This window comes from Rhodococcus aetherivorans (genome assembly GCF_025722975.1).
In the GTDB taxonomy this organism is placed as follows: Bacteria; Actinomycetota; Actinomycetes; order Mycobacteriales; family Mycobacteriaceae; genus Rhodococcus; species Rhodococcus aetherivorans.
In genome coordinates this window covers 3491923-3510478 of record NZ_CP106982.1, presented here as the reverse complement: position 1 = coordinate 3510478, position 18556 = coordinate 3491923, and the positions used below count along the sequence as shown (strand labels likewise).

Below are 18556 nucleotides of genomic sequence, written 5' to 3'. Positions count from 1 at the left end.
CGCGTCAGCTCTTCGCGCCGTGCGCGATCAGCTGCTCGGAGGTGGCGGCGAGCAGCTCGTTCCAGGACACCTCGAACTTCTCGACGCCCTCGTCCTCGAGCTTGCGGAACACCTCGGGCAGGTTCACCCCGATCGTCGACAGCGCGGAGAACACGTTCGCGGCGGCCTTCTCGGTGCCGGTGACCGTGTCGCCGGTGACTTCCCCATGGTCGGCGACGGCCTCGAGGGTCTTCTCCGGCATGGTGTTGACCGTGTGCGGGGCGACCAGCTCGGTGACGTACAGGGTGTCCGAGTACTCCGGGTTCTTCACCCCGGTCGACGCCCACAGAGCGCGCTGCGGCCGCGCCCCGGCGGCGGCGAGCTGCTCGAACCGGGCACCCGACTCGAACGCCCGGCGGTACGCCGCGTACGCCAGGCGGGCGTTGGCGACGCCGGCCTTACCGCGCAGCGCGAGGGCCTCGGGGGTGCCGATGGCCTCGAGCCGCGCGTCGATCTCGGTGTCGACGCGGGAGACGAAGAACGAGGCCACCGAGTGGATCGTCGACAGGTCGTGGCCGGCCGACTTGGCGGCGGTCAGACCGTCGAGGTAGGCCTCGATGACCCGCTCGTAGCGCTCGACCGAGAAGATCAGCGTCACGTTCACGCTGATGCCCTCGCCGATCACGCGGGCGATGGCGGGCAGGCCGGCCACCGTCGCGGGGATCTTGATGAGCAGGTTGGGGCGGTCCACGATGCGCCACAGCTCGATCGCCTGCTGCACGGTCGCATCGGTGGAATGCGCCAGCCGCGGGTCGACCTCGATGGAGACGCGGCCGTCGACGCCGCCGGTGGCCTCGAACACCGGGGCCAGGACGTCGCACGCGGCGCGCACGTCGTCGGTGGTGACGGTGCGGATGGTGGTGTCCACGTCGGCGCCGGCCAGGGCGAGCTCACGGACCTGGGCGTCGTAGACGTGACCCTTGCTGAGCGCGGCCTGGAAGATCGACGGGTTGGTGGTCACGCCCACCACGCTGCGGGTGGCGATCAGCTCGGCAAGGTTGCCGGACTCGATGCGGTCCCGGGAGAGGTCGTCGAGCCACACGGACACACCGGCGGCCGAGAGCTGGGCGAGGTTCTCGTTCTGGGTTACCTGCTGGGTCATCGGGATCATCCCTTCACTCGGGTCAGCGAGCGGCGGGCGGCGTCGACGACGGCCTCGGCGGTGATGCCGAACTCGCGGAACAGGGTCTTGTGGTCGGCGGAGGCGCCGAAGTGCTCGAGCGAAACGGCCTCACCGGCGTCGCCGAGCAGGCGGTACCACGGCATCGCCAGGCCGGCCTCGACGGAGACGCGGGCACGCACCGCCGGCGGCAGCACCGCGTCGCGGTACGCCTGGTCCTGCTCGAGGAACCAGTCGAGGACCGGCACCGACACCACGCGGGTGGGGACGCCGTCGGCCTCGAGGACCTCGCGGGCCGCGACGGCGAGCTGCAACTCCGAGCCGGTGCCGAGCAGCACCACCTCCGGGGTGCCGCTCGACGCCTCGGCCAGCACGTACGCGCCGCGGGCCAGGCCCTCGGCGGCCCTCTCGCGGGTGCCCTCCAGCACCGGCACGTCCTGGCGGGTCAGGGCCAGGGCGGTCGGGCCGGTCTTGTTCTCCAGCGCGGCGGCCCACGCGAACGAGGTCTCGTTCGCGTCGCCGGGGCGGATCACGGCCAGGTTGGGGATGGCGCGCAGCGCCGTGAGGTGCTCGACCGGCTGGTGCGTCGGGCCGTCCTCGCCGAGGCCGATCGAGTCGTGGGTCCACACGTAGATCGCCGGGGTCTGCATGAGCGCGGCGAGCCGCACCGCGGGACGCATGTAGTCGCTGAACACCAGGAAGGTGCCGCCGTAGGGGCGGGTCGGGCCGTGCAGGGCGATGCCGTTGAGGATCGAACCCATCGCGTGCTCGCGCACGCCGAAGTGCAGCGTCCGCCCGTACGGCTGGGCGTTCCAGTCCTTCGTGGAGATCGACACCGGGCCGAACGAATCCGAGCCGGGGATCGTGGTGTTGTTCGAGCCCGCCAGGTCCGCCGAACCGCCCCACAGCTCGGGCAGCACCGGACCGAGCGCGGCGAGGGCGCTGCCGGACGCCTTGCGGGTGGCCGGGCCCTTGGCGGCCGGCTCGTAGGTGGGCAGCACCTCGGTCCAGCCGGCCGGGAACTCCCCGGACTGCAACCGGTCGAACAGCTCCTTGCGCTGCGGCTCCCGGCCCGCCCACGCGTCGAACTCGGCCTGCCATGCGGTGCGGGCCGCCGCGCCGCGCTCGACGACGGCGCGGGTGTGCTCGATCACGGCCGGGTCGACGTCGAAGTGCTTGGCGGGGTCGAAGCCGAGGGCGGTCTTGACGGCGGCGACCTCGTCGGCGCCGAGGGCGGCGCCGTGCACGTCGCCGGTGTTCATCTTGGTCGGCGCCGGGTAGCCGATGATGGTGCGCAGCACGACGAGCGACGGCTTGTCGGTGACGGCCTTGGCGGCCTCGACGGCGTCGAGGATCGCGGTGACGTTCTCGCCGCCCTCGACGGTCTGCACGTGCCAGCCGTACGCCTCGTAGCGCTTGGCGACGTCCTCACCGAGCGCGATCGCCGTGTCGTGCTCGATGGAGATCTTGTTGTCGTCGTAGAAGACGATCAGGTTGCCGAGCTGCTGCACGCCCGCGAGGGACGAGGCCTCCGACGTCACGCCCTCCTCGATGTCGCCGTCGGAGGCGAGGACATAGACGTGGTGGTCGAACGGGCTCGCGCCGGTCGCCGCGTCCGGGTCGAACAGGCCGCGTTCGCGGCGCGCCGCCATCGCCATGCCCACGGCGGAGGCCAGGCCCTGCCCGAGCGGGCCGGTGGTCATCTCCACCCCCGCGGTGTGCCCGAACTCGGGGTGGCCGGGGGTCTTCGAACCCCACGTGCGCAGCGCCTCGAGGTCGGCGAGCTCGAGCCCGTAGCCCGACAGGTACAGCTGGATGTAGAGGGTCAGGCTCGAGTGCCCGCACGAGAGCACGAACCGGTCCCGCCCCACCCAGTGCGGGTCGGTCGGGTCGTGCCGCATCACCCTCTGGAACAGCGTGTAGGCCACCGGGGCCAGGCTCATCGCCGTGCCGGGGTGTCCGTTACCCACCTTCTGGACCGCGTCGGCGGCGAGCACGCGGGCGGTGTCGACGGCCTTGGTGTCGAGGTCGGTCCAGTCGGCGGGGTGCACTGCCTGGGTGAGAGAGCGGATCTCGTCTGTGATCGACACGAGCAGAAGTCTCCTGACATGGGTATACGGGGAGCGTGCGGGCGCGAAAGCCTCGAGCGCCCCTCCAGAGTAATGTGCTGCGCTTTGCGGGTCGATTCGGTCCGGGCCTGCGCGACGTCTACCATCGTTCGTAGTAGGGCGACGGCGAGCGAAGGTGCGTAATCGCGTGGTGCAAGGAGACAGGGTGCGGACAGGGCAACGGCCGGGAGGACACGGCTTCGGCGCCCCCGAGACACCCCGGGCGCCTCGCCCCGACACGGTGTGGGGACGCGTTTCGGGCACGGTGCTCGCCTATATCGCGCTGACCAAGCCGCGCGTGATCGAGCTGCTGCTGGTGGCGACCATCCCGGCGATGCTCTTCGCCGACCGCGGCGAGGTCGACCTGGTGCTCATCCTGAGCACCCTGTTCGGCGGGTGGATGGGCGCGGCCAGCGCGAATGCGCTGAACTGTGTCGTCGACGCCGACATCGACAAGGTGATGAAACGGACGGCGCTGCGGCCGCTGGCCCGGCAGGCCGTCCCGACCCGGCACGCGTTCGTGTTCGGCATGGTGCTCGGCGTCGTGTCGTTCCTGTGGCTGTGGTGGCGGGCGAACCTGCTCGCCGGCCTGCTCGTCGTTGCCACGATCGCCTTCTACGTGCTGGTCTACACGATGGTCCTCAAGCGCAGGACCTGGCAGAACGTGGTGTGGGGCGGAGCCGCCGGGTGCATGCCGGTGATGGTCGGCTGGGCCGCGGTCACCGGCTCGCTGAGCTGGGAACCGATCGTGCTGTTCCTGGTGATCTTCTTCTGGACGCCGCCGCACACGTGGGCCCTGGCGATGCGCTACAAGGAGGACTACAAGGCCGCCGGCGTGCCCATGCTGCCCGTGATCGCGAGCGAGCAGCACGTCACCAAGCAGATCCTGTTCTACACGTGGGCGACCGTCCTGGCGACGCTGGTGCTCGTGCCGGCCGCCGGCCTGGTGTACGCGGTGGTGACCGTCGCCGCGGGCGCGTGGTTCCTGCTCGTCGCGCACCAGCTGTACCGCAGCGTCCGGGGCGGAGCGGCGGTCAAGCCGCTCAAGCTGTTCCTGCAGTCCAACAACTACCTCGCCCTGGTGTGCCTGGGCCTGGCCGTGGACTCGGTGCTCGACCTGCGCACCGTCGCCTCGTTCTTCTGATCCGCGTCAGCGTCCGCGCCGGGGCCGAGCGAATGTATCGTCCGCTGCCGCTGAGCGACGGAACGATACATTCGCTCGGGGCGGGCCTCAGGGGACCAGCACAATCGAGCCGGTCGTGCGGCGGGCCTCGAGGTCCCGGTGTGCCTGCTCCGCTTGCGCCAGCGGATACCGGGCGCCGACACGGACGGTCAGGGTGCCGTCGGCGACGGCGGCGAACACGTCGCCCGCCCGCCACATCAGCTCCTCGCGCGTTCGCACGTGGTGCGCGAGGGTGGGGCGGGTGACGTACAGCGAGCCGGCCGGGTTGAGTCGCTGCAGGTCGAACGGCGGCACCGGGCCGCTGGCGGCGCCGAACAGCGCCAGCGTGCCGCGGATGCGCAGCGATGCGAGCGACGACTCGAACGTGGCGGCGCCGACCCCGTCGTAGACGGCCGCGACGCCCTCCCCGCCGGTGAGGTCACGGACCCGCTCGGCGAGGTCGTCGGTGTAGCGCAGCACCTCGGCCGCGCCCGCCTCCCGCGACAGGGTCTCCTTCTCGTCGGTGGAGACGGTCGTGATCACCCGCACGTCCTTCGCGGCGGCGAGCTGGGTGAGCAGCAGGCCCACGCCGCCGGCGCCCGCGTGCACCAGCACCGTCTCGCCGGGCTGCGCCGGATACGTCGAATTCAGCAGGTAGTGCGCGGTCATGCCCTGGAGCAGCGCCGACGCGGCCTGCTCGGCGGGAACGGGGTCGGGCACCGGTACGGCCACCGCCGCCGGCACGAGCACCTGTTCCGCGTAGGAACCGTCGGCCGACGCCCAGCTCACCCGGTCGCCGACCCCCACGTCGGCCACGCCCTCACCCACCGCGACGACGCGGCCGGTGCCCTCGGTCCCGGGGACGTACGGCAGCTCCCGCGGGTACAGCCCGGTGCGGAAGTAGGTGTCGATGAAGTTGATGCCCACGGCGTCGGTCCGTACCAGCAGCTGACCTGGGCCGGGCTCGGGAGCCGGGAGGTCGACGAGGGTGAGCACCTCGGGGCCGCCGAACCGTGCCACTTCGATTGCGCGCATGCGTTCACAGTATTCTGCAGGCATGAGCGCCGATACTCAGGTCGTGGCCGCACCGGCCGACATCGTGAAGTCCTTCCGCAGCTTCGTCGCCGCGCACGGCGGCTCCGCCAAGGCGGTGCTGCAGCCGGTCGCGCGGGGCGCGGTGCGCATCACCCTCGTCGCCGAGGACGGGGTGCTCGGCGACCGGGTGGTGCGGGATCTCGCCACCGCGCACGCCGTGGTCCAGGCGTTGCCGGACGTCACCGTCTCGGAGTGGGACCGGGAGGTGACCAGCATCGCGACCCCGCAGCAGGGCCACTGGAAGAAGATGGCCGGCTGGGTGGCCAACCAGACCCGGTTCCCGCGGGCGCGCAACGAGCGCTGACCGATCCTCGAAACGGCTCCGGGGGCCGCCCGTCACGGGCGGCCCCCGGAGCCGTTTCGCCGTATCGCGTGCGCCGGCGTCAGACGGTGACCGGTTCGCGGACCGGTTCGGTGGTGCGGACCCGCCCGGCCGCCCACACCGCCGCCGTGGCGGCCGTGCACAGCCCGGCACCGGCGACGTGCACGGCGACGAGTGCGGCGGGCACGTCGGTGAAGTACTGCACGACCCCGACCAGGGCCTGGGCGACGACGAGAGCGAGCAGCACGTGCAGGCGCTTCTTCACCGGATGGGGGGCGGCGACGGCGTACAGCGCGAAGGCCAGGCCGACGAGCAGGCCGAGGTATCCGACGAGCAGCTCGGCGTGCAGGTGCACCAGCGACTCGATGTCCATCTCGAGGCGCGGCACCGGCCTGTCGGCGCTCTTGTCGCCGGCGTGCGGGCCGGCGCCGGTGACCATCGTGCCCGCGACGAGCACCCCGGCGAGCAGCGCGGCGGACAGGGCGGTGAGGGTCCGCAGCGGGCGGGGGATCGTCTCCACGACCACCCCGTCGTCGGGCTCGCCGACCTTCGCGTACAGCAGCACCGCGAGCCACACCATCAGCATCGACGCCAGCAGGTGCACCGCCACGGTCCACCAGGCCAGGCCGGCGAGCACGGTGATGCCGCCGATGACGGCCTGCAGGACGGTGCCAGCGGGCATCAGCCAGGCATAGGTGAGGACCTCGCGGCGGCGCCGGGCGCGGGTCACGGCCAGCACGACCGCCGCGGCGGAGGCGACGACGACGAAGGTCAGCAGCCGGTTGCCGAACTCGACGACCTGGTGCAGGGTGGCGACCTCCTCGGACACGCCGACGGGCACGAAGCTGCCCGGGAAGCACTGCGGCCAGGTGGGGCACCCCAGGCCGGACGCGGTCACGCGGACGATCGACCCGGTCACGGCGATACCGCCCTGGGTCAGGATCGCGATCAGCGCGAGCAGCCGCTGGGTCCGCAGGGACGGCAGGGGCAGACGGTCGACAAGGCTCAGAAAGCCGCGATACAGCACATGACGATGGTACGGGCCGGTCCACTACAGGCTGTAGTGGGGTGGGGTGCCGGGTCAGACGAAGCGGAACAGCCGGCTCGCCAGGAAGCCGCCGACGGCCGCCCATGCGCCGAGGATCGCCACAGCCAGCCAGTCGATGCCGCCGCGCAGCGCGTCGTCGAGGGCGAGGGCGAGCGCCCCCGACGGAACCAGGCGGGCCACGTGCACCACCGCCTCGTGCAGGCCGTCGCCGGCGAGGACGACGCTGCCGATGCCGAGCAGCACGAACCAGATGATGTTGGCCAGGGCCAGCACGATCTCGGCGCGCAGCGTGCCGCCGAGCAGCAGGCCCAGCGTCGCGAACGTCACGGTGCCCAGCGCGATGACGACGGCCCCGAGGAGCAGCCCGACCGGCTCGGGGCGCCAGCCGAGGGCGAGGCCGATGCCACCCAGCAGAATCGATTGCAGCGCGACGACGAGCGCGACCGCACTGCTCTTGCCTGCGATGATGCCCCATTTCGGCAGCGCGGTGGCGCCGAGTCTTTTCAATGCACCGTATCTGCGGTCGAATCCGACCGCGATGGCCTGCCCGGTGAACGCCGTGGACATCACCGCGACCGTCATCACGGCCGGCAGGACCCGGTCGACCCGGGTGGCGCCGAGGTCGCCGATCGGGAGCAGGGTGAGCCCGATCAGCAGGGTGATCGGGATGAACATCGTCAGCAGCAGCTGCTCGCCGTTGCGCAGCAGCAGCAGCAGTTCCATGCGGGTCTGCGCGGCGAGCATCGCCGCCGGGGCGTTCGGCCGGGGCCGCGGGCTGAAGGTGCCGGGGGCGAACCGGTTGGCCGCCAGCCGCTCGTGCGACATGCTCATCCTCGGATCTCCCGTCCGGTCAGGTCCAGGAACACGTCCTCGAGGCTGCGCTGGTCCACCCGGATCTCGCTGGCCAGGACGCCCTGGTCCGCGCACCACGACGCGGCCACCGCGACGACCTGCGGATCGATGGGGCCCTCCACCAGGTACCGGCCGGGACCGGCCTCGCGCACCCGGAACGTGTCCGGCAGGGCGGCGCGCAGGGGAGCGAGGTCCAGACCCGCGGCGGCGGTGAGCCACAACTGGCCCTCCGCGCCGGTGCGGGCGACCTCGGCGGGGGTACCGGCGGCCACGATCCGGCCGTGATCGATGATGACGACCTCGTCGGCGAGCTCCTCGGCCTCGTCCATCAGGTGCGTGGTGAGCAGCACCGCGACTCCGTCGCGCCGCAGGGCGTCGATCAGTTCCCAGACCAGCAACCGCGCCTGCGCGTCCAGACCTGCGGTCGGCTCGTCGAGGAAGACGAGTTCCGGCCGGCCGACGAGCGCGCACGCCAGCGCGAGCCGCTGCTGCTGCCCGCCGGACAGCCGCCGGTACGGGGTGCGGCGGGCCTCCTCGAGCCCGAGGCTGCGCAGCAGCCAGGCCGGATCCAGCGGATCCGCGGAATAGGCAGCCACCAGGTCGAGCATCTCCCCGGCCTTGGACCCTGGGTAGGCGCCGCCGCCCTGGAGCATGACCCCGATCCGCGGGCGCAGGGCCTCGGAGTCGGCGATCGGGTCGAGCCCGAGGACGCGCACGGTGCCGGAATCGGGTGCGACGAAGCCCTCGCACATCTCCACGGTGGTGGTCTTGCCGGCACCGTTGGGGCCGAGCAGCGCGAGTACCTGGGCGCGTTCGACGGTCAGGTCGAGACCGTCGACCGCGGTGAGGTCGCCGAATCGCTTGACGACGCCCTCCAGGCGTACGGCGGGTGGCGCAGCGACGGGGGATCTCGAGGTCACGAGGTTCCAGCGTAGGCGCCGGGCGAATCGGCGGGACGCGGTGGTGCGTCCTCCTCGTCGCGCCAGGGCAGCCGGTTGCGGGTGGCGAAGATGGCCAGGCCCACGACGACGACCGTCGCGATGGCCGCCTGGACGATGATGAACGGCTGGTACTCGCCGCCGTTGGGCATGAGGATCACGCTCACCAGCGACGAGAACGCCACCGTGGGGAGCCGGAAGATCGGCCGGGTGGCCCACGCGGCCAGGGGGATCACCGCCCACAGCAGGTACCACGGCTGCACCACCGGGAACAGCAGCACGATAGCGCCGAGGGACACGCCGAGCGCGCCGACGGGATGCAGCCGGCCGGTGAGCACCGCCAACATCATCCGCACCGTCACCAGCGCCGCGATCAGCGCGGCGACGGGCCGGGTGAGCGACAGGATCGCGGTGGTGTGGTCGCCGAGCCCGAGCAGCACCCCGGCCAAGCCGGTGCCCAGGCCGAGCAGCGTCGGGATGGACATCCAGCTGCGCACCTCGGTTGCGGTGCCGAGCGTCTGGGTCCAGCCGAAGCCGAGGCCGCTGCCCCAGCTGACCGCGCCCACGACGACGGCGGCGACCACGGCGAGCAGTGCGGCGGCGGCGGCCACGGCGCGCAGGGTGCCGCCCCAGCGGTGCGCGAGCGCCATCCCGACGAAGCCGAGGGCGAGCAGCGAGGGGACCTTCACCATCGACGACAACGCGATCACGGCGGAACCGGCCAGCAGCCAGGCGAGTGCCCGGCCGCGCAGCGGCCCCGCCGGATCGGGCGTGTGGATGCCGCGCAGCGCGAGCTCGAGGCCGGCGAGCATGAGGCCGAGCATCAGGGCCTCGTTGTGGATGCCGGCGACGAGGTGGAACAGCAGCAGCGGGTTGGCCGCGCCGAGCCACAGGGCGCTGACGGAGGCGACGCCGCAGCGGCGCGCGAGCCGCGGCAGCGCCCACACGATCAGCGCGACCCCGGCGAGCGCGGAGACGCGGTGCAGGAAGACCCCGGCGACGATGTTCTCGCCGGTCAGGTCGGTGATGCGCTGCCCCAGCCACAGGATCGCCGGTCCGTAGGGGGCGGGGGTGTCGCGCCAGATGTTGGGCACGGTACGGGTCAGGACGTGGTCGACGCCCAGGGCACCGGCCGGGCCGATCCCGTACGGGTCGAGTCCGCGGGCGGCGATCTCGCTCTGCGCGAGATACGAGTACACATCCTTGCTGAACATCGGGGGTGCCACGATCAACGGCAGGATCCACAGCAGCAGCGTGCGGTCGAGCTGGGAGCGGGTGAGCCGGCGGGGCACCCCGTCCGGGTCGCGGCGGCCGATCGCGAAGCGGCCGAGCAACAGCCACGCGAGGACCACCAGCACGGTGCCGGTCATGGTGAGGGTCAGCGCGGCGCTGGGCATGCGCGCGGGCAGCCCGAGCAGGCGCAGACCCTGGACGGGATTCTGCAGCACCGGCTGCGCGCCGGCGCCGAGCGCGCCGACCGCCATGAGCACGGTGCCCGTCGCGCCGAACAACCGGATCCGGTGCAACTGGGTGGTCTCGGTGGCGTCGAGGCCGCGGCCCTCGAGTTCGTCGCCGTGCAGGATCGCGGCCACGGCCGGGTCGCCGCCGCGGCCGTCGAGTCCGAGGGCACGGCGGCCGAGTTCCACGGCACGGGCTCCGAGGTCCGCGGCGCGGCGGCTCGGCGCCGGGCCGGTCGGGTCGGGTTCCACGGTGGGCGACGGCACCCGAGCAGCGTAGCGGGGCCGGGAACCGGGCCCCGCCGCAGTTAGGTAGGGCACCCTTTGTGGACCGGCCCGGGGAATTCCGTCACACTGGTGTTGTGAAAACGACGTCCGCTGCCCGGGTGCACGAGGAACGCGCAGGTCACACGCCTGTCGCCGCGTTCCCGGTCACCCAGGCGCCGGGCACGCACGAGGGCCAGACCCGGGCGGCGGTGGTGCAGCTGCTGCTCGAGGAGGGTCCGATCACGGCCACCGAGATCGGTGCCCGGCTCGGCCTGAGCGCGGCCGGGGTGCGCCGCCACCTCGACGCCCTCATCGACACCGGCGAGGCCCAGGCTGCTCCGCCGCCGCGGCGGGAGGGCCGGGGACGGGGACGGCCGGCGCGCCGATTCCAGCTCACCGCGGTGGGCCGGGCCCGGCTGGGACACTCCTACGACGACCTCGCCAGTGCTGCGATGCGGCACCTGCGGGAGGTCGGCGGCGAGGCCGCCGTCGAGGACTTCGCCCGGCGGCGCGTGCAGTCCATCCTCGGCGGGGTCCCGCCCGCGGAGTCCGGGAGCGCCACCGAGATCGAGGCCACCGCCGAGGACATCGCGGCGGCGTTCACCGACGCCGGGTTCGCGGCGTCGACCCGGCGGGTGGGCACCGGCGTGCAGATCTGCCAGCACCACTGCCCGGTCTCGCACGTGGCCGAGCAGTTCCCGGAGCTGTGCGAGGCCGAACGGGAGGCGTTCACCGAGATCCTGGGCACCCATGTGCAGCGGCTGGCGACCATCGCCAACGGCGACAGTTTCTGCACCACCCACGTCCCGGTGCTGCCGCCGGACATCGGCAAGACCTGAGCACGACCCGCTTCCCCCGACAGAGCAACACGTTGTCCGCCGGCGATCAGCCCTCGCCGGCACCGAACAAGACTCCGGAAGGAGCTCACATGACCGTCACATCGGATCAGGCGTCGGCCGGCGCGCCGCTGACACAGGAGGAGACCATCGCGTCCCTCGGTCACTACGGCTACGGCTGGTCGGATTCCGACGCCGCCGGCGCCACGGCCCAGCGAGGCCTGTCCGAGGCGGTCGTGCGCGACATCTCCGCGAAGAAGGACGAGCCCGAGTGGATGCTCGACATCCGCCTCAAGGCGCTGCGCACCTTCGAGAAGAAGCCGATGCCGGTGTGGGGCTCGAACCTGGAGGGCATCGACTTCGACAACATCAAGTACTTCGTGCGCTCCACCGAGAAGCAGGCCGCGAGCTGGGAAGAGCTGCCCGAGGACATCAAGAACACCTACGACCGGCTCGGCATCCCCGAGGCGGAGAAGCAGCGCCTCGTCGCCGGTGTCGCCGCGCAGTACGAGTCGGAGGTGGTCTACCACCAGATCCGTGAGGACCTCGAGTCCCAGGGTGTGATCTTCCTCGACACCGACACCGGCCTGCGCGAGCACCCGGAGATCTTCAAGGAGTACTTCGGGTCGGTCATCCCGGCCGGCGACAACAAGTTCTCCGCGCTGAACACCGCCGTGTGGTCGGGCGGCTCGTTCATCTACGTCCCGCCCGGCGTGCACGTCGACATCCCGCTGCAGGCCTACTTCCGGATCAACACCGAGAACATGGGCCAGTTCGAGCGGACCCTGATCATCGTCGACGAGGGCGCCTCCGTGCACTACGTCGAGGGCTGCACCGCCCCGATCTACAAGTCGGACTCGCTGCACTCGGCGGTGGTGGAGATCATCGTCAAGAAGGGCGGGCACTGCCGCTACACGACCATCCAGAACTGGTCGAACAACGTCTACAACCTCGTCACCAAGCGCACCAAGGTCGAGGCCGGCGGCTCGATGGAGTGGATCGACGGCAACATCGGTTCCAAGGTCACCATGAAGTACCCGGCCGTATGGATGATGGGTGAGCACGCCCGCGGCGAGGTGCTGTCCGTGGCGTTCGCCGGCGAGGGCCAGCACCAGGACACCGGCGCGAAGATGCTGCACCTGGCGCCGCACACCTCCTCGACCATCGTGTCGAAGTCGGTGGCCCGCGGCGGCGGTCGCGCCTCCTACCGCGGCCTGGTCCAGGTCAACAAGGGCGCCCACGGGTCGAAGTCGACCGTCAAGTGCGATGCACTGCTCGTCGACCAGATCTCCCGCTCGGACACCTACCCGTACGTCGACATCCGTGAGGACGACGTGACGATGGGCCACGAGGCGACCGTCTCCAAGGTCTCCGACGACCAGCTGTTCTACCTGATGAGCCGCGGACTGACCGAGGACGAGGCGATGGCGATGGTGGTGCGCGGCTTCGTCGAGCCCATCGCCAAGGAACTGCCGATGGAGTACGCGCTCGAGCTCAACCGCCTGATCGAACTGCAGATGGAAGGGGCAGTCGGCTAAATGACTGCGGAAGCGAAGAACACCCCCACCGCCACCGGGGTGCAGGGAGCCGTGCGCTCGGAGAACGCCGCCGGGCCCGCGATCAAGACCGCCCGCGGGCCGGCCGTCAACAAGGGGGAGGTCTTCACGTCGTTCGACGTGAACGCCTTCGAGATCCCCTCCGGTCGCGACGAGGCCTGGCGGTTCACCCCGCTGCGCCGGCTGCGGGGCCTGCACGACGGCACCGCGGTCGCCGACGGCGCCCCCACCGTCGAGGTCACCCCCGTCGAGGGGGTGCAGGTCGAGACCGTCGGCCGCGACGATGCCCGCCTCGGCCAAGGCGGCGTGCCGGCCGACCGTGTCGCCGCCCAGGCCTACTCGGGCTTCACCACCGCCACCGTCGTCACCGTCGGCCGCGAGGTCGAGGTCACCGAGCCGGTCACGATCACCGTCACCGGCCCCGGGGAGGGGAAGGTCGCGTTCGGACACCTGCAGGTGCGGCTCGAGCCGTTCGCGTCGGTCACCGTCGTCCTCGACCAGCGCGGTTCCGGCACCTACGCGGAGAACGTCGAGTTCGTCCTCGGCGACAGCTCGCGCCTGAACATCGTCGCCATCCAGGACTGGGCCGACGATGCGGTACACGTGACGGCCCACCACGCCCGCCTCGGCCGCGACGCCGTGCTGCGGCACTTCACCGTCGGCCTCGGCGGTGACCTCGTGCGCGTGTCGCCGACCGTCAGGTACGACGCGCCCGGTGGCGACGCCGAAATGCTCGGTCTGTACTTCGCCGACGCCGGCCAGCACCTCGAGCAGCGCCTGCTCGTGGACCACGCGCAGCCGCACTGCAAGTCCAACGTGGTGTACAAGGGTGCCCTGCAGGGCGATCCGGGCTCCGGCAAGCCGGACGCGCACACCGTGTGGATCGGGGACGTGCTCATCCGCGCCGAGGCCGAGGGCACCGACACCTTCGAGCTGAACCGCAACCTGGTGCTCACCGACGGTGCCCGCGCCGACTCGGTGCCCAACCTCGAGATCGAGACCGGCGAGATCGTCGGCGCCGGTCACGCCAGCGCCACCGGCCGGTTCGACGACGAGCAGCTGTTCTACCTGCGTGCCCGCGGCATCTCCGAGGAGCAGGCGCGCCGCCTGGTGGTCCGCGGATTCTTCCACGAACTCGTCGAGAAGATCACCGTGCCCGCCGTCCGGGAGCGGCTCGAGGCCGCCATCGAGGCCGAGCTCGCCGCCGTCGGCGCCTGACCCCCACCCGTTCTCCCCATCTTCGCGAAGGAACCGTTACCGACATGTCCCCCGAGCAGAACGTCCTCGAGATCAAGGACCTGCACGTCCGCGTCGCCCAGACCGACGACAACGCCGAGCCGATCAACATCCTCAAGGGCGTGAACCTCACCGTCCGGTCCGGGGAGACGCACGCCATCATGGGCCCCAACGGGTCGGGCAAGTCCACCCTGTCGTACGCCATCGCCGGCCACCCCAAGTACGAGGTGACCTCCGGGTCGATCACCCTCAACGGCGAGGACGTGCTCGCGATGAGCGTGGACGAGCGGGCCCGCGCCGGCCTGTTCCTGGCCATGCAGTACCCCGTCGAGGTTCCGGGCGTGTCCATGTCGAACTTCCTGCGCACCGCCGCGACCGCGGTCCGCGGCGAGGCGCCGAAGCTGCGGCACTGGGTCAAGGAGGTCAAGTCGGCGATGACCGAACTCGACATCGACCCGGCGTTCGGTGACCGCTCCGTCAACGAGGGCTTCTCCGGTGGCGAGAAGAAGCGCCACGAGATCCTGCAGCTGGGCCTGCTCGCGCCGAAGATCGCCATCCTCGACGAGACCGACTCCGGCCTCGACGTCGACGCGCTGCGCGTGGTGTCCGAGGGCGTCAACCGCTACCAGGAACGCGAGCACGGCGGCGTGCTGCTGATCACCCACTACACCCGCATCCTGCGCTACATCAAGCCGCAGTTCGTGCACGTGTTCGTCGGCGGCCGCGTCGTCGAGTCCGGCGGCGCGGAGCTGGCCGAGGAACTCGAGACCAACGGTTACGTGCGCTTCACCCAGGCCGCCGCCGCGGCCGCGGGTGCCGACAAGTAAGGAGCAGTGAGCCGATGACGGTGCAGGTGCCCACGGTGGACGTCGCCCGGATCCGGGCCGACTTCCCGATCCTCGGGCGCACGGTGCGCGACGGAAAGCCCCTGGTCTACCTCGACTCCGGGGCCACCTCGCAGCGCCCGACGCAGGTCCTCGACGCCGAACGCGCGTTCCTGACCACCTGCAACGCGGCCGTGCACCGGGGAGCGCACGAGCTGTCCGAGGAGGCCACCGACGCCTACGAGGGCGCCCGCGCCGTGATCGCCGACTTCGTCGGCGCGGATCCCGACGAGGTGGTGTTTACCAAGAACGCCACCGAATCGCTCAACCTCGTCGCCTACGCCTTCGCCGACGCCCGGTTCCCGCGGCGCCTCGGGCCCGGCGACGAGATCGTCGTCACCGAACTCGAACACCACGCCAACCTGGTGCCCTGGCAGGAACTCGCCCGGCGCACCGGCGCGACGCTGCGCTGGTTCGGCGTGACCGACGACGGCCGCATCGACGTCGACTCCCTCGAACTCACCGACCGGGTCAAGGTCGTCGCCTTCACCCACCAGTCCAACGTCACCGGGGCCGTGGCGCCGGTCGAGGAGCTGGTACGGCGCGCGAAGGCCGTCGACGCGATCGTCGTCCTCGACGCCTGCCAGTCCGTGCCGCACATGAGCGTGGACTTCCACGCGCTCGGCGTCGACTTCGCCGCGTTCTCCGGCCACAAGATGTTCGGCCCCTCCGGCGTCGGCGTCCTCTACGGCCGCCGTGAGCTGCTCGCCGACGTGCCGCCATTCATCACCGGCGGCTCGATGATCGAAACCGTCACCATGGAGGCGTCGACGTTCGCGCCGCCGCCGCAGCGCTTCGAGGCCGGCTCGCCGATGTCGTCGCAGGCCGTCGGTCTCGGCGCCGCGGTGCGGTACCTGCAGCAGATCGGCATGGACGCCGTCGCCGCGCACGAGCACGAGCTCACCGCGGCGGCCCTCGCCGAACTCGCCGGCATCGACGGCGTGCGGATCGTCGGCCCCACCACGGCCGAGCAGCGCGGCGGGGCGGTGTCGTTCGTCGTCGACGGCATCCACGCGCACGATCTCGGGCAGATCCTCGACGACGAGGGCGTCGAGATCCGCGTCGGGCACCACTGCGCGTGGCCGCTGCACCGTCGATTCGGGGTCGCGGCGACCGCCCGCGCCTCCTTCGCCGTGTACAACACGCTCGACGAGGTGGCCGCGCTCGGCGCGGCGATCCGCCGGGCCCAGGCCTTCTTCGGAGCGCGCTGATGCGGATGGAGCAGATGTACCAGGAGGTCATCCTGGACCACTACAAGCACCCGCACCACCGGGGTCTGCGCGAGCCCTACGGCGCGGAGGTGCACCACGTGAACCCCACCTGCGGCGACGAGGTGACGCTGCGGGTGCATCTCGCCGACGACGGCACCGTCGCGGACGTCTCCTACGACGGGCAGGGCTGCTCGATCAGCCAGGCGTCCACCTCGGTGCTCACCGACCAGGTGATCGGGGAGCCGCTGGACCGGGCCCTGGCCACCGTCGACGCGTTCGCGGAGATGGTCGGCAGCCGCGGGACCGTCGAGGGCGACGAGGACGTACTCGGCGACGGCATCGCCTTCGCCGGCGTCTCGAAATACCCGGCGCGCGTGAAGTGTGCGCTGCTGGGCTGGATGGCCTTCAAGGACGCCGTCGTGCAGATCGCCGACAGCATCCACAGCACCCACAGCACTCACAGCACCGCACCCGTAGCCAGCGGAGGACAGAACTGATGACCGAACCCGTGACCCCGGCGGACGAGACCACCGCCGCAGCCCCGGACGCGGCTCCCACCCTCGACCCCGAGCGGTTCGAGGAGCTCGAGGAGGCGATGCGCGACGTCGTCGATCCCGAGCTCGGAATCAACGTCGTCGACCTGGGCCTGGTCTACGGCATCACCGAGGACGACGAGGCCGTCACCATCGACATGACGCTCACGTCGGCGGCCTGCCCGCTCACCGATGTGATCGAGGACCAGTCCCGCAACGCTCTCGTCCGCAGCGGCCTGTGCGACGAGCTGCGCATCAACTGGGTGTGGATGCCGCCGTGGGGGCCGGACAAGATCACCGAGGACGGTCGCGAGCAGCTGCGCGCGCTCGGCTTCACCGTCTGACGCGGCCGGTGACCCGGCCCAGCTCCCAGGCGCCCCCGGATCCGGGGGCCGGCAGCTCCCCGGATCCGATCACCGCCCTCGAACACGAGTTCATGGCGCTGATGCGCCGCGGCCGGGCACAGATGGGGGAGCGGGCCCGCGCCGTCCACCCCCGGCTGGATCCGGCGTGCTACCCGCTGCTGGTGCTGCTCGGCCGCGCCGACGCGGTGGCGATGTCGGAGCTGCTCGCGGATCTCGCCATCGAGAAGTCGACGTTGACGCGGCGCATCGACGCCGCCGCCCGGCTCGGCCTGGTCGAGCGGACGACGGACCCGCAGGACGCGCGGGCGCGGCTCGTGGCGCTCACCCCGGAAGGCCGGGAGCGGCTGACCGCGCTGCAGCGCGAGCAGACGGCGCGGTGGCGTCGCCGGCTGTCCGCATGGGACCCGGCCGACGTGGAGCAGCTCACGGCGCTCCTGCGCCGCCTCGGCGACGGACTGGACTGAGATGTGGTGCCGGCCGCGGCCGGCACCCATCCGACACCTGAGGCCCCGGCCGGTGCCGGGGCCTCAGGCCCGCTTGCGCGCGGTGGACTTCTTCGCGGGGGCCTTCTCGGTGGTCTTCTTCGCCGCCGTCTTCTTCGCGGTGGGCTTCTCGGCCGTGGTCTTCTTCGCCGGCGTCTTCTTCGCGGCGCTCTTCCTGGCGGGCGTCTTCTTCGCCGCCGCGCCCCGGGCGGGCGCGGCCGCGCCCGACTCGTCGCCGGCCGCGGCGGCGTCCACGCTGCGCTGCAGCGCAGCCACCAGGTCCAGCACCTCGGCGTCCTCGGCGGCGGGTTCCCCCGCCGGGGTCACCGGCAGCACCTTCTCGCCGCCCCGGGCGATGATGTCGTCGATCAGCGACCGCAGCTCGACCTGGTACTCGTCGGTGAACTCGTCCGGACGGAAGTCGTCGGCCATCGACTCGACGAGCATCTCCGCCATCGCCAGTTCCTTCTGCTTCGGCGGCTCCGCGTCGTCGAGCACCGGGAACGCCACCGACCGCACCTCGTCCGGCCACAGCAGGGTCTGCAGCACGAGCACGCCGTCGCGGTTGCGCAGCGCCGCCAGCCGGGTGCGCTGCCGCAGCGTGAAGTGCACCAGTGCGGTGCGATCGGTCTGCGTGAGCGTCTCGGCCAGCAGCGTGTACGCCTTCGGCGACGACGAGTCCGGCTCGAGGTAGTACGACTTCTCGAACAGGATCGGGTCGATCTGCTCGGTCGGGACGAACTGCAGCACCGGGATCTCGTGTTTCTCCGCGACGGGCAGCTTGTCGAAGTCCTCGTCGGCGAGCACGACCCGCACGCCCTCGTCGGAGTCGTAGGCCTTGTCGATCTCGGTGTAGGGCACCGACTCGCCGCACTCGGTGCAGATCCGGTCGTACTTGATCCGCCCGCCGTCCTTCGCATGCACCTGGTGGAACCGGATGTCGTGGCTCTCCGTGGCCGAATACACCTTCACCGGCACGTTCACCAGCCCGAACGCGATGGAACCCTTCCAGATCGAACGCATGGTTCCATCATGATCGAGATCG

At 71.5% G+C, this 18556-nt stretch carries 18 protein-coding genes; 10 read left to right on the top strand and 8 right to left on the bottom strand.

Annotated elements, in window-relative coordinates:
- Nucleotides 1-4: 4 nt before the first annotated feature.
- Both tal and tkt read right to left on the bottom strand, forming a co-directional pair.
- A complete protein-coding gene (tal, locus tag OCS65_RS15755) occupies nucleotides 5-1141 on the bottom strand; it encodes a transaldolase (RefSeq protein WP_029543636.1) in 1137 nt (378 codons plus the stop codon).
- Nucleotides 1142-1146: 5 nt separating this feature from the next.
- Nucleotides 1147-3249, bottom strand: a complete 2103-nt coding sequence (tkt, locus tag OCS65_RS15750; RefSeq protein WP_029543638.1) for a transketolase — start codon at nucleotides 3247-3249, stop codon at nucleotides 1147-1149.
- A 184-nt stretch (nucleotides 3250-3433) separates the two neighbouring features.
- Here tkt and OCS65_RS15745 point away from each other — a divergent pair, with 184 nt between their 5' ends.
- A complete protein-coding gene (locus OCS65_RS15745; protein ID WP_263507263.1) occupies nucleotides 3434-4411 on the top strand; it encodes a heme o synthase in 978 nt (325 codons plus the stop codon).
- 87 nt (nucleotides 4412-4498) lie between these two features.
- Here OCS65_RS15745 and OCS65_RS15740 read toward each other — a convergent pair whose 3' ends face one another.
- Nucleotides 4499-5464, bottom strand: coding sequence for a quinone oxidoreductase family protein (locus OCS65_RS15740; RefSeq protein WP_006936604.1), 966 nt, complete (start codon nucleotides 5462-5464; stop codon nucleotides 4499-4501).
- 22 nt (nucleotides 5465-5486) lie between these two features.
- Between OCS65_RS15740 and OCS65_RS15735 the strand changes: the two genes are divergently transcribed.
- Nucleotides 5487-5828, top strand: a complete 342-nt coding sequence (locus OCS65_RS15735; RefSeq protein WP_006936605.1) for a hypothetical protein — start codon at nucleotides 5487-5489, stop codon at nucleotides 5826-5828.
- 79 nt (nucleotides 5829-5907) lie between these two features.
- Here OCS65_RS15735 and OCS65_RS15730 read toward each other — a convergent pair whose 3' ends face one another.
- The 4 genes from OCS65_RS15730 to mptB are packed head-to-tail and all read right to left on the bottom strand — an operon-like array spanning nucleotide 5908 to nucleotide 10408.
- The gene (locus OCS65_RS15730; RefSeq protein WP_006939252.1) at nucleotides 5908-6873 is read right to left on the bottom strand and encodes a COX15/CtaA family protein; all 966 of its coding nucleotides are present in this window, start codon (nucleotides 6871-6873) and stop codon (nucleotides 5908-5910) included.
- Nucleotides 6874-6927: 54 nt separating this feature from the next.
- Complete coding sequence (locus tag OCS65_RS15725) at nucleotides 6928-7725, bottom strand: ABC-2 transporter permease (protein ID WP_029543644.1); 798 nt, start codon at nucleotides 7723-7725, stop codon at nucleotides 6928-6930.
- The gene (locus tag OCS65_RS15720) at nucleotides 7722-8666 is read right to left on the bottom strand and encodes an ABC transporter ATP-binding protein (protein ID WP_006939255.1); all 945 of its coding nucleotides are present in this window, start codon (nucleotides 8664-8666) and stop codon (nucleotides 7722-7724) included. Before OCS65_RS15720 ends, OCS65_RS15725 begins: the two co-directional genes overlap by 4 nt.
- On the bottom strand, nucleotides 8663-10408 hold the full coding sequence (gene mptB / locus OCS65_RS15715; RefSeq protein ID WP_029543646.1) for a polyprenol phosphomannose-dependent alpha 1,6 mannosyltransferase MptB: 1746 nt from the start codon (nucleotides 10406-10408) through the stop codon (nucleotides 8663-8665). The genes OCS65_RS15720 and mptB overlap by 4 nt, the downstream gene beginning before the upstream one ends.
- Nucleotides 10409-10467: 59 nt before the next feature.
- Between mptB and OCS65_RS15710 the strand changes: the two genes are divergently transcribed.
- The 8 genes from OCS65_RS15710 (at nucleotide 10468) to OCS65_RS15675 (ending at nucleotide 17493) form a co-directional block, all read left to right on the top strand.
- The gene (locus OCS65_RS15710) at nucleotides 10468-11247 is read left to right on the top strand and encodes a helix-turn-helix transcriptional regulator (RefSeq protein WP_065922574.1); all 780 of its coding nucleotides are present in this window, start codon (nucleotides 10468-10470) and stop codon (nucleotides 11245-11247) included.
- Nucleotides 11248-11336: 89 nt separating this feature from the next.
- Entirely contained in the window at nucleotides 11337-12782 is a 1446-nt protein-coding gene (gene sufB, locus OCS65_RS15705) for a Fe-S cluster assembly protein SufB (protein WP_006939262.1), read from the top strand.
- Nucleotides 12783-14018, top strand: a complete 1236-nt coding sequence (gene sufD / locus OCS65_RS15700; protein ID WP_043798812.1) for a Fe-S cluster assembly protein SufD — start codon at nucleotides 12783-12785, stop codon at nucleotides 14016-14018.
- A 44-nt stretch (nucleotides 14019-14062) separates the two neighbouring features.
- Nucleotides 14063-14863 (top strand): Fe-S cluster assembly ATPase SufC, encoded by an 801-nt coding sequence (gene sufC, locus OCS65_RS15695; RefSeq protein ID WP_006939265.1) that lies wholly within the window; start codon nucleotides 14063-14065, stop codon nucleotides 14861-14863.
- A gap of 14 nt (nucleotides 14864-14877) precedes the next feature.
- Nucleotides 14878-16131 carry a cysteine desulfurase gene (locus tag OCS65_RS15690; RefSeq protein WP_006939266.1) on the top strand — a complete coding sequence of 418 codons (1254 nt, stop codon included), beginning with the start codon at nucleotides 14878-14880 and terminating at the stop codon, nucleotides 16129-16131.
- Nucleotides 16131-16628, top strand: coding sequence for a Fe-S cluster assembly sulfur transfer protein SufU (gene sufU / locus OCS65_RS15685; RefSeq protein ID WP_006939267.1), 498 nt, complete (start codon nucleotides 16131-16133; stop codon nucleotides 16626-16628). Before OCS65_RS15690 ends, sufU begins: the two co-directional genes overlap by 1 nt.
- Nucleotides 16628-17008: a metal-sulfur cluster assembly factor gene (locus OCS65_RS15680; RefSeq protein WP_006939268.1), complete on the top strand. Its 381-nt coding sequence runs from the start codon at nucleotides 16628-16630 to the stop codon at nucleotides 17006-17008. The genes sufU and OCS65_RS15680 overlap by 1 nt, the downstream gene beginning before the upstream one ends.
- Before the next feature lie 92 nt (nucleotides 17009-17100).
- Nucleotides 17101-17493 carry a MarR family winged helix-turn-helix transcriptional regulator gene (locus tag OCS65_RS15675; protein WP_044476102.1) on the top strand — a complete coding sequence of 131 codons (393 nt, stop codon included), beginning with the start codon at nucleotides 17101-17103 and terminating at the stop codon, nucleotides 17491-17493.
- Between the two features lie 63 nt (nucleotides 17494-17556).
- Here the strand turns inward: OCS65_RS15675 and ku are convergent, their stop codons facing one another.
- Nucleotides 17557-18534: a non-homologous end joining protein Ku gene (gene ku / locus OCS65_RS15670; RefSeq protein ID WP_006939272.1), complete on the bottom strand. Its 978-nt coding sequence runs from the start codon at nucleotides 18532-18534 to the stop codon at nucleotides 17557-17559.
- Nucleotides 18535-18556: the final 22 nt, after the last annotated feature.

Coding starts and splice junctions, on each gene's coding strand:
- OCS65_RS15725 (WP_029543644.1), bottom strand. CDS start 7,725: ATGAGCATGTCGCACGAGCGGCTGGCGGCCAACCGGTTCGCCCCCGGC.
- OCS65_RS15680 (WP_006939268.1), top strand. CDS start 16,628: ATGACCGAACCCGTGACCCCGGCGGACGAGACCACCGCCGCAGCCCCG.
- OCS65_RS15675 (WP_044476102.1), top strand. CDS start 17,101: ATGGCGCTGATGCGCCGCGGCCGGGCACAGATGGGGGAGCGGGCCCGC.
- OCS65_RS15740 (WP_006936604.1), bottom strand. CDS start 5,464: ATGCGCGCAATCGAAGTGGCACGGTTCGGCGGCCCCGAGGTGCTCACC.
- sufD (WP_043798812.1), top strand. CDS start 12,783: ATGACTGCGGAAGCGAAGAACACCCCCACCGCCACCGGGGTGCAGGGA.
- OCS65_RS15690 (WP_006939266.1), top strand. CDS start 14,878: ATGACGGTGCAGGTGCCCACGGTGGACGTCGCCCGGATCCGGGCCGAC.
- sufB (WP_006939262.1), top strand. CDS start 11,337: ATGACCGTCACATCGGATCAGGCGTCGGCCGGCGCGCCGCTGACACAG.
- tal (WP_029543636.1), bottom strand. CDS start 1,141: ATGACCCAGCAGGTAACCCAGAACGAGAACCTCGCCCAGCTCTCGGCC.
- ku (WP_006939272.1), bottom strand. CDS start 18,534: ATGCGTTCGATCTGGAAGGGTTCCATCGCGTTCGGGCTGGTGAACGTG.
- OCS65_RS15735 (WP_006936605.1), top strand. CDS start 5,487: ATGAGCGCCGATACTCAGGTCGTGGCCGCACCGGCCGACATCGTGAAG.
- sufU (WP_006939267.1), top strand. CDS start 16,131: ATGCGGATGGAGCAGATGTACCAGGAGGTCATCCTGGACCACTACAAG.
- sufC (WP_006939265.1), top strand. CDS start 14,063: ATGTCCCCCGAGCAGAACGTCCTCGAGATCAAGGACCTGCACGTCCGC.